The organism is Roseovarius sp. (genome assembly GCF_018066915.1).
In the GTDB taxonomy this organism is placed as follows: domain Bacteria; phylum Pseudomonadota; class Alphaproteobacteria; order Rhodobacterales; family Rhodobacteraceae; genus Roseovarius.
Map to the genome: position 1 here is coordinate 1 of NZ_JAGPVV010000037.1, position 7553 is coordinate 7553.

Here is a 7553-nt window from a genome sequence, read left to right on the forward strand (position 1 = left end):
GGCAGGCAGAGAAAGGCGACTGCAGACAGCATGGTCAGGCCAACCCAGCGACTGCCCGAGACCTCGAACCGCGCTATGGCCGAGGCGTCGATGCGGTCGAGCGTTGCCGCCACCCCACCCGAGAGGCCCCAGACCACAAAGACCCCCACGGCCAGCAGCGCAAAGAGCTTGACCACCGCTTCGAGGGCGATGGCCATGACCACACCGTGATGCCGCTCGTTCGCATCGAGATTGCGGGTGCCAAAGAGAATGGTGAAGAGCGCCAGCCCCCCCGCCACCCAAAGGGCTGTGGATTGCATGTCAGGCAGGGTCGTGGCGGTGGGATCGGTTTCTGCAAAGGCGGCAAAGGACAGCGTCACCGACTGCAATTGCAGCGCGATATAGGGCGTGGTGCCGATCACCGCGAGGACCGTCACGATCACGGCAAGCAGGTTGGACTTGCCATAGCGCGAGGAAATGAGATCAGCGATCGAGGTGATCCGCTGGCTGCGCCCCACCCGCACCATCTTGCGCAGGGTCCACCACCAGCCGATCATGATGAGCGTTGGCCCCAGATAGATGGTGACAAATTCCAGCCCCGACCGCGCGGCAAAGCCGACCGCGCCATAGAATGTCCAGGCGGTGCAATAGATCGACAGCGACAGCGTGTAGATATAGGGCGAGCGCAGCCAGCTTCCGCGTCCACGCAGCGCCGCGCGATCTGCCGCAAAGGCCACGGCAAAGAGAAACACCACGTAGAGAATGCACACGAGGATGAGGACGTTGAGGATCGTCATCTATCGCTCCTGCGTTCCCTTCGGGATGTCCTCGCTCTCGGTCGGGCGCAGCCGTGCCGAGATCACGCCGGCAATCACCGCCAGCACGATCCAGAGGCCAAAGATATAGAACATCGCCCGCGTGGTGCGCACGCCCTCTGTCTCCCACAAGAGCGGCACCGCAAAGAGCACGGCCCCCGCAATCGGCAGCATGCGCGCCGCATCCGAGAGCCGCCGCAACCGATAGGTGCGCCGCGCCAGAAAGAGCGGGCCGCGTTCTGGGCTCATGGCACGACCAGCGCCCGCACCGCCGCCAGAACATCGGCGTTGGAAAACGGTTTGGTCATGTACTGGCTTGCCCCGGCGCGTTCCGCGATCTCGCGATCCTTGGTCTGGCCCCGGGCCGTCAGCATCAGGACGGGCATGCGGCCATAGACAGCATCGGCGCGGATTTCCTGAAGGATGTCAAAGCCGCTCTTGCCCGGAAGCATCACGTCGAGAATGACAAGATCGGGCGCGCGGGCGCGCACCGCCTCCATCGCATCATGGCCATTCGCGTGGGTCTTTACCTCCCAGCCATCCCGCGAGAGGATAAAGCTGACAGCTTCGATGATGTTCGGTTCGTCCTCGATCACCAGAACCCTCTTACTCATGCAACCGGCCTCCCCTCCGTTGCGCGCGCGGTCCGTGCCGCGCGTCTGATTTTCTGTCTGTCCATCCTGTCACATCCCTTCCGCGACAATCGACGGCTCGCGTCGTGCGGCGCAATCGGCCAGTGGACATATCCGGCAACTCACCCCCATGGGGCGCACCGCGCCGCCCGCCTCGCCGGGATCTGGCAGCATCAGCATCAGCGCCTGCATCAGGGGCGGGCGGTCAAAGCCTGCTGGCCCGGTCTGGGCAGCCACCGCAAAGGCCTCGATCACTTCGGCCCCGCGTCCGGCCTGTCGCAGCCGCAAGCGCAGTGGCACCTGCGGCTGGCTCAGAACCTGATAGAGCGGCCAGAGCGCGCAGGCCCCGGCCATGCGCGGCGTGGCAAACCCGGCAATCGGCTTGCGAAACGTCAGCGTGCCGGAGGCATCGCAGATCACCAGCCCGACTGGCCCCACCTCGGCCTCGGGCAGGCTGGCCAGACGCCGGAATACCCGCGCCATATCCGCGCCCGTCGCCTCGGCCAGACGGTCGGGGCGCAGCCCAAGCGTGCCCACCCGCGCCAGAAACGCCCGCAGCGGCAGGGCAGCCGCATCCTCCATATAGCGCAAGAGCGCCTCGCGCGTCAGGTTCTGGGCCGGGCCAGACATGCCTTCGGCGGCAGCGGCGTCGATCAGACGGGCGACGTCGCGCGGTCCGGCCATCTCGCGTTCGAGGTCGGGCAGGTGATAGCCGCGCGCGGCCAGATAGGCGTGCATCTCGTCCTGTGGCGAGGTGAGGTCGGCCTCGGTATTTGGGGCCGCCTCGAGATAGCGCACAAGGGCCTGCGCGCCTTCGGTCAGGCGGGCGCTGTCCTCGTTGATGTTGCGGTGAAACCGCGCCTGCCATTCCGGCTCGATCGCGTCGGTTTCCACGAGGATCGAAGAGGTGGCGCGAATGGCTGTCACCGCCGAAATCACCTCGTGCAGCGAATCCGCAAGGAAAGGATCATGGGCCAATCGGTCGGTCAGGGTTTCGATGGTGCGCTCCAGCGCCTGCGTGCGCCGATGCAGATCGCTCAAGAGACTGGCCCAGCCGGGATAGCGCCCGGCGAATTCTTCGGTCCGGTCCAGTTCCGGCCCATCGGTGCGGGGTTTGCCCGCTGCCTCGCGCAGACCCGAAATCAAGGTGGCCTCGGCCCCTTGGGTCAATTGCGATGGCTCGACCTTGAGCGCCTCGGCCAGTTTGAGCAGGGTCTTGCCGCCGATCCGGCGATGGTTGTGCTCGATCAGGTTGAGGTAGGAGGGCGAAATCCCGGCCCGCTGCGCCAGATCCGATTGCCGCATGCCGTTCAGAACCCGCCTCTCGCGGATTCTGGTGCCGATCATGAGCCGGTCCGGCATCTGGCGTGTCCTTTTGCGGGGGGAAGCGAGAGGTGCGAGAATTTTTTTACAACAGACGCGCAGCGCTTGTCTATAAGTTTACAAGCGATTTGTTCCACAAGATATTTGCTTTGCGCAAGATTGTTTCGCCCCTAACCGAGCCGCGCCCCTGCTGCAAGCGATCCTCACCCTGCGGGCCGTGACCCTCGCCCGTGGGCGCTGTCGCTTCTATTCGCGGCCTGCTCTCTTTTTACGCGATCACGTCGCAAAATGACGCGACAGTCGGTTTCGATCTGCTCAGCCTGCAGGTCAGTGGCCCCGCGCCAACAGCTAAGAAATGGAACGTCATGGCCACGCTTTCGGCACAGCCCGCCCCCGCGCCCTCACGCGCGCTGCAAGGGATACTCTGCGTCGAAATTGCCATGCTGCTCTTTGTCGGCCAGGACGCGATGATGAAGACGCTGCTGACCATCTATCCGGTCTGGCTGCTGATTTTCGTGCGCTCCATCGTGACGCTGTTGGTGATGACACCGCTGATCCTGTGGCTGGGCAAGCCGCATCGCCTGCTGACGCCGCTCTGGCCGCTGCATCTGATCCGTGCTTTTCTCTTTGCCTCTGGCTTTTCGATGTTCTACGCGGCTTTCCCGTTTATGGGGCTGGCTGAGGTCAGCACGATCTTTTACTCGGCCCCGCTGATCACGGCGCTGTTGGCCTCGATCTTTCTGCGCGAAACCATCGGTCCGCACCGCAGCGTGGCTCTTGTCGTGGGCTTTGTCGGCGTGCTCATTGCGATGAACCCGACGGGCGACAATTTCTCTTGGGCCGCGATCCTGCCCTTTCTCTGCGCCGTGACCTATGCGCTGTCCCAGATCATCGCCCGCAAGATCGGCGACCGCGAAAGCACGCTGACCGTAGGGCTCTACACCCTGACCTTTGCGGGCATCCTAATCCTGCCAATGGGCTGGCTGGTCAATCAGGTGATCGAGATCACGCCCGCCACCCATCACCTGCGGTGGGAGGTGCCGCAGGAAGCGTTTGACGATCTGCCGCGTCTGGCGCTCTTGGGGGCGATCGGCATGGCCGCCTATTCGCTGATTTCGCGCGCCTATCAGGTTGCCAACGCCAGCCTCGTGGCCCCGTTCGACTATACCTACCTGCCTTTTGCCGCAATCCTCGCCTATGTGCTCTGGGATGAGGTGCCGGCCGTCAACACATTGGCGGGCATGACGCTGATCATTGCCTCGGGGCTCTATCTGGGCTGGCGCGAATTGCGCGCCGCGCGCCACAGCGACGAGCCGCCTGTGACCGCAGAGGCGATCTTTGCCCCCGGCAGCCCCCTGCCGCCGCATATCTCTGACGACGAAAGCCCCAAATGACCACCGTTCTCACGCGATCCGAGCGCGATCTGCGCGGCTATCTCCTCGTGTTTCTCGCCGGTCTGGTCTGGTCCACCGTGGGCTTGGGCATCCGTCTGGTTGACGAGGCGCAGGTCTGGCAGATCCTGTTCTACCGATCCGCGTCGATGACCCTGCTGCTCTATGGGGTGATCCGCCTGCGCACCGGGCAGGATGCGCTGCGCCTTGCGCTGCAAATGGGTTGGCCGGGGATGATTGGCGGGCTGTCGCTGGTGGCGGCCTATACCGGCGCGATCTTTGCGATTCAGACCACGTCTGTAGCCAATGCAATGATGCTCTTTGCCTGCTCGCCGCTCTTGGCCGCGATCCTCGGGCGGGTTGTGTTGCGTGAATATGTCCGGCCGCAAACCTGGGTTGCCATCGTGGTGGCGGGCTGTGGCATTGCGGTGATGGTCTGGGACAAGTTCGGGGGGGCAGCACTTGTGGGCAATCTCGCGGCCATCGGGTCGGCGGTGGGCTTTGCCACTTTCACCATCACCCTGCGATGGGGCAAGGCGACCGAGATGATGCCCGCGATCTTTCTCTCGGGCCTCTTCGGCATGGCGCTGATGGCGGCGATTTGTTTCTGGCTGGGGCTATCGCTGCGGATATCCAACGCCGACACGGCGCTCTCGCTCGGGATGGGGGTGTTTCAGGTGGGGCTGGGGCTGATCCTTTACACCATTGGGTCGCGCACCGTGCCTGCGGCGGAACTCACGCTCTTGTCGCTGGCCGAGGTGGTGCTCGGGCCGGTCTGGGTCTGGCTGATCTTGGGCGAGACGGCGACGACCAACACGCTCATTGGCGGGACGATCCTCTTGGGGGCGATTGCGGGCAATGCGCTGTCGGGGGCGCGGCGCAGGCCGCCGCCGCCGATGCTCTGATCGGCAATCCCCTGCCGATAGAGTTTGGCCCAAGGAACAAAACCCGTTCCCCTGCGTTATCTTGGACGATGTGTTTGAACCAAGAACGGAAAGGGAAAGATTATGAACCGCAGTCTCATTCTTGCCAGCGTTACCAGCCTTGCCTTGGCAGGCTGCATGCAGGGCGTCAGCGACCGAGAACTGATCGGCGGCGCGGCGGGTGCTGCCGGGGGTGCCTTGCTGGCCTCGGCCTTTGATGCCGATAGCGGCTGGACGGTTGTGTCGGCCTTGGCTGGGGCGGCGGCGGGCACGCTGGTGGCGCGCAACACCGCGCGCAACCAATGCGCCTATTCCAACGGCGACGGCACCTATCGCACAGTGCCTTGCTGACGCTTGGTGCCTTGCTGAGCAACGAGGCGGCGGGCGCTGTGCCCGCCGCTCAGAACTGTTTGCGCGCGACCTTTTGCGCAAGCTTTACAAAATTGTGCACATGCACACCCTGTTCGTCCAACCGGTGATTGACCGACAGGCTGGTGCGGGCAATCTCTGGCTCGATCCGCAGGAATTTCATGCCCTTGCGCGGCGCGGTGGAGACGGACTCGGGCACGATGCACACGCCCTCGCCTATTGCCACAAGGCTGAGCGCGGTTTGCAAATCCATGCACCATAGGCGCAAGGGGGCGGTGAACCCCGCGTCCTCAACCGCCTTGAGCACGAAATCGGCGTAGCTGGGTCGGGGATGCTCGGGGTATAGCACCAGATTATGCGTCTCGAGCCGCTCGAGCTTGGCCACGGTGCGCCCGCCGGTGTCGACCGTGTCGGGCAGGGCAAGGATCAGCTTTTCCTCCATCAACTCCTTGGTCACGAATTCGGGGTCACGCAGGGCGGGCCGGGCAAAGGCCACATCGAGTTCGCGGGACACAAGCGCGCGATGCAGTTGCGCATTGTTCATCGGGTTGAGACTCAGATTGACCTCGGGGTAATTGGCGCGGAAGGATTTGATGATGGTGGGCAGGATGCCAAAGGTGGCCGAGCCGACGAAGCCCACACGCAGCCGCCCTTCGGCCCCCTGACCCAAGCGGCGCACTTCGAGCTTGGTATCCTCAAGCTGCGCAAGAATGGATCGCCCGCGTTCCAGCAACCGTTCGCCCGCCTGTGTCAGGCTGATGGCGCTGCGGCCCCGGTTGAAGAGGATTGCGCCCAACTCTTCTTCGATCTGCTTGATCTGGCGGCTGAGCGGCGGTTGCGCCATGTCGAGCCGTTCGGCGGCGCGGCCAAAGTGCAATTCCTCCGCCACCGCGATGAAATAGGTCAGTTGCTTGAAATTCATGGCACCCTCCAGCCCCATGACCAGCCTAGCCTGTTGCGGGCGTAAAAAAAGCCCCCGCGTGACGGGGGCTTGAGGTTGCAGGGAGGGGGTGACTTACTCGGCGGCGACGGCCTGCGCCGCGGCATCCGCCTTGAGCACGAAATCGAAGGTGAAGTGCAGATCGGTGCCAAGCTCCTTGGGGGCGGGTTTGAAGGTGCCGATCAGGCTGTCCTTGACGGCGAAGACGCTGTCATTGTCGAGCCATTTGCTCTCGCCGTCGTAGATCTGGCTGATCAGCGGGCGGAACCCCTCCTTGGAGATGATGAAATGCATGTGGCCGGGGCGGTTGGGGTGATGGCCCATGTAGCGCAAGAGTTCGCCCGCCGTTTCGGTATCGGGGATCGGATAGGGCACGGGGCGCACGGCGACAAAGGCGTAATGGCCCTGCGCATCGGTCTCGAACCGGCCGCGCAGATTGTATTCTGGCTGATCGGGGTCGAGGTTTTCGTAAATCCCGTTGGGCGCATCTTCCCAGACGTCGAGCGTGACACCGGCAAGGCCATTGCCCGCCGCATCGCGGATATAACCTTCGAAATAGGCGGTTTCCTCGTTGTCGTAATGCTTTTGGATGGTCGAGGCCCCCTTGGGCAGAACGGGCGGGTTCTCGCGGTAGAATGGCCCTAGAACAGTCGACTCGCTCTCGGTGCCTTCAACCGGATTGGACAGCATGTCCACCAGCACTTCGACCCCCAGAATATCGGCCAGAAGGATGAATTCCTGGCGGTTCTCGTCACAGGTCTGGCCTGCGCGCTTGAGGTATTCGCAGCCCTCAAGGAACTCGCCATGTTGCAGGTTCACATCCTTGCAAAAGGCGTGCAGGTGGCGGATGAGCGCGGTCATGATCTCGCGCTGGCGGTCGGTGATATCACCGTGCTTGCCGAGGCTCGCGATCACCACATCGGTGATATTCTCAAGATTGACGATTCCCATGGGTTCTCCTCCAAACGGGCGGGTTTCATATGGCATGGGGCTGGCCGGGGCACGCCCTGTGGTCCTCGTTGTCGGTCAAGGCGGGCGTCAAACCAATGCCGCAGGCGGTATCGCGTGATACCCCGTCCGGCATGGATCAACCGGCCTCTTAAATGCCACCTCTAGCACATCCGCAGCATCAAGAGGGAGGCAGAGGTGATCGACAGATTTCGCGAGATAGAGGCACGGCT

General features: G+C 63.4%; 8 protein-coding genes and 1 pseudogene. 3 read left to right on the forward strand and 6 right to left on the reverse strand.

From position 1 onward, the window contains the following. The 4 genes and pseudogenes from KBT70_RS02025 to KBT70_RS02040 all read right to left on the reverse strand — a co-directional run. Positions 1-776 (reverse strand): annotated as a pseudogene (locus KBT70_RS02025) (sodium:solute symporter); the annotation flags it as partial. Continuing rightward, positions 777-1043 carry a hypothetical protein gene (locus KBT70_RS02030; protein WP_296628181.1) on the reverse strand — a complete coding sequence of 89 codons (267 nt, stop codon included), beginning with the start codon at positions 1041-1043 and terminating at the stop codon, positions 777-779. Beyond that, a complete protein-coding gene (locus KBT70_RS02035) occupies positions 1040-1408 on the reverse strand; it encodes a response regulator (RefSeq protein WP_296628184.1) in 369 nt (122 codons plus the stop codon). Before KBT70_RS02035 ends, KBT70_RS02030 begins: the two co-directional genes overlap by 4 nt. A gap of 69 nt (positions 1409-1477) precedes the next feature. Next, positions 1478-2788, reverse strand: coding sequence for a helix-turn-helix domain-containing protein (locus tag KBT70_RS02040; protein WP_296628187.1), 1311 nt, complete (start codon positions 2786-2788; stop codon positions 1478-1480). Between the two features lie 326 nt (positions 2789-3114). Between KBT70_RS02040 and KBT70_RS02045 the strand changes: the two genes are divergently transcribed. The 3 genes from KBT70_RS02045 to KBT70_RS02055 all read left to right on the forward strand — a co-directional run bounded on the left by KBT70_RS02045 (position 3115) and on the right by KBT70_RS02055 (position 5414). Then, positions 3115-4143, forward strand: a complete 1029-nt coding sequence (locus KBT70_RS02045) for a DMT family transporter (protein ID WP_296628189.1) — start codon at positions 3115-3117, stop codon at positions 4141-4143. Continuing rightward, positions 4140-5045, forward strand: coding sequence for a DMT family transporter (locus tag KBT70_RS02050; protein WP_296628191.1), 906 nt, complete (start codon positions 4140-4142; stop codon positions 5043-5045). Before KBT70_RS02045 ends, KBT70_RS02050 begins: the two co-directional genes overlap by 4 nt. Positions 5046-5147: 102 nt before the next feature. Beyond that, the gene (locus tag KBT70_RS02055; protein ID WP_296628193.1) at positions 5148-5414 is read left to right on the forward strand and encodes a glycine zipper 2TM domain-containing protein; all 267 of its coding nucleotides are present in this window, start codon (positions 5148-5150) and stop codon (positions 5412-5414) included. A gap of 49 nt (positions 5415-5463) precedes the next feature. Here the strand turns inward: KBT70_RS02055 and KBT70_RS02060 are convergent, their stop codons facing one another. Both KBT70_RS02060 and KBT70_RS02065 read right to left on the reverse strand, forming a co-directional pair. Next, on the reverse strand, positions 5464-6354 hold the full coding sequence (locus KBT70_RS02060; protein ID WP_296628196.1) for a LysR substrate-binding domain-containing protein: 891 nt from the start codon (positions 6352-6354) through the stop codon (positions 5464-5466). A 93-nt stretch (positions 6355-6447) separates the two neighbouring features. Continuing rightward, complete coding sequence (locus KBT70_RS02065; protein ID WP_296628199.1) at positions 6448-7323, reverse strand: dioxygenase; 876 nt, start codon at positions 7321-7323, stop codon at positions 6448-6450. Between the last annotated feature and the right edge of the window lie 230 nt (positions 7324-7553).